The organism is Rhodococcus sp. AZ1 (assembly GCF_054979605.1).
The window spans coordinates 1-1,536 of the sequence record NZ_JBUEQF010000020.1 but is presented as its reverse complement, the minus strand read 5'-3'; the positions used below and the strand labels follow the sequence as shown (position 1 = coordinate 1,536).

Annotated in this window: 1 protein-coding gene and 1 pseudogene; both read left to right on the top strand. The window is 70.4% G+C overall.

The window, feature by feature from the left end; translation table 11 throughout:
* Positions 1 to 323: 323 nt before the first annotated feature.
* Positions 324 to 431, top strand: a pseudogene (locus ACY48E_RS15970) (DNA-binding response regulator); the annotation flags it as partial.
* Positions 428 to 1,375: an endonuclease/exonuclease/phosphatase family protein gene (locus ACY48E_RS15965; protein WP_462873238.1), complete on the top strand. Its 948-nt coding sequence runs from the start codon at positions 428 to 430 to the stop codon at positions 1,373 to 1,375. The pseudogene ACY48E_RS15970 and the gene ACY48E_RS15965, both read left to right, overlap by 4 nt.
* Positions 1,376 to 1,536 lie beyond the last annotated feature (161 nt).

Here is a 1,536-nt window from a genome sequence, read left to right as displayed (position 1 = left end):
TCCCGCCCGGTCGGTCCCGGTCACGGCTCACTGGAACCACGGGGTCGAGACCAGCAGCACGATCGACGGGCCGCGGCGACGGTCGTACGTCGCGTCGTCGTCGGTGATGTCGTCGCCCAAGCGGGGCGTCTGCTCTGCCACGGGTGACCTCCACGTTGCTGATGCAGTCAATGGTTGACTCTCGAATCGCTGTTCACCACCACGTTCATCGACGACGGCACGGTGACGCTTGCATTGTCGCCTACGCCGTGCGCGATTGCGGGCGCCGGCCCCGTCGCATACGCCATGCTGTGGGTGTTCACCTCAGCGGGCAACGACACCGCGTCTCGGTCAAGACCGTCGAGACCAATGCGTCCACCGTGCTGCGGAAGACGCAGCAGTCCAACCGCAACGCGTTGTCCCGGCGGGCCCACCGCCGCCGGATCGAATGACGCGACTTCGCCCGGTCGCGACCGTCCTCGCCGCGCTCGGCCTGCTCGCCGGGGTGGTGGCCGTCGCGACGTCCGGGGTCGACGTCCCCTGGTTGATCGTGGTGGGACCGGCGTCGTTCGCGCCGATCCTGCTGTGCTGCACCGTCGTCGGACTGCTCCTCGCGCTGACAGCGCGGCGCTGGTGGATCGCGGGGGCTTCCGCGCTGGTGCTGGCGATCGCCGCGACGGTCGTGGTGCCCCTGTACGTCGCGGACGGGGAATCTCCGACCGGGACGCCGGTTACCCTCATGCAGGCCAACGTCATGCTGGGGGAGGCGGATCCGGCGGCGCTGGTGGCGTCCGTGCGGGACCGCGGGGTCGACGTGCTGACCGCACAGGAACTCACCCCGGAGTTCGTCGACGCCCTCGACGACGCGGGGATCGGCGAAGTCCTGCCGTACCGCTTCGTCCTGCCCTACCCCGGCGGCGCGGGGGCCGGGATCTACAGCCGCGTTCAGGTGACCGACGGCCGGGAACTGGGCGGCTATCTGCTCTCGAGCGTCACCGCTCGCGTGGACCTGGGCACGGGACCGGTCCGCGTGTACGCCGTGCATCCCGTGCCGCCGTATCCGACGCCCACGGCCGTCTGGGCGCAGGACATGTCGATGCTGCGCGACGAACTGCGCACGGCGGCAGGCTCTTCCGAGCCGGTGATCGTGGGTGGCGACTTCAACGCCACGCACGCCCACGCGCGATTCCGGGCGCTGCTGACCGGCGGCTACGTCGACGTCGGGGACGTCGTCGGAGCGGGCATCGTGCCGACCTATCCCACCGACAAGAGCTATCCACCTGTGGTGGGGATCGACCACGTCCTGGTGCGGGGTGTAGGCGCGACGTCCTCGACCGTTGTCGACATCGCCGGCTCCGACCATCGGGGGCTGATCGTGGACCTGGCGCTCCGTTAGGTCGGTCAGCGCACCAGCACGAGCACCAGGATCAGCACCAGGACACCCGCGCCGACCCCAAGCCGGAGCACCCGTCTCGATCCGGTGGTCCCGATCAGGCGGCGTGCCGGCCGGTGCGCCCGGCGCCCTGCACGTGCCGATGGTCGAGATCCGATCGTGCC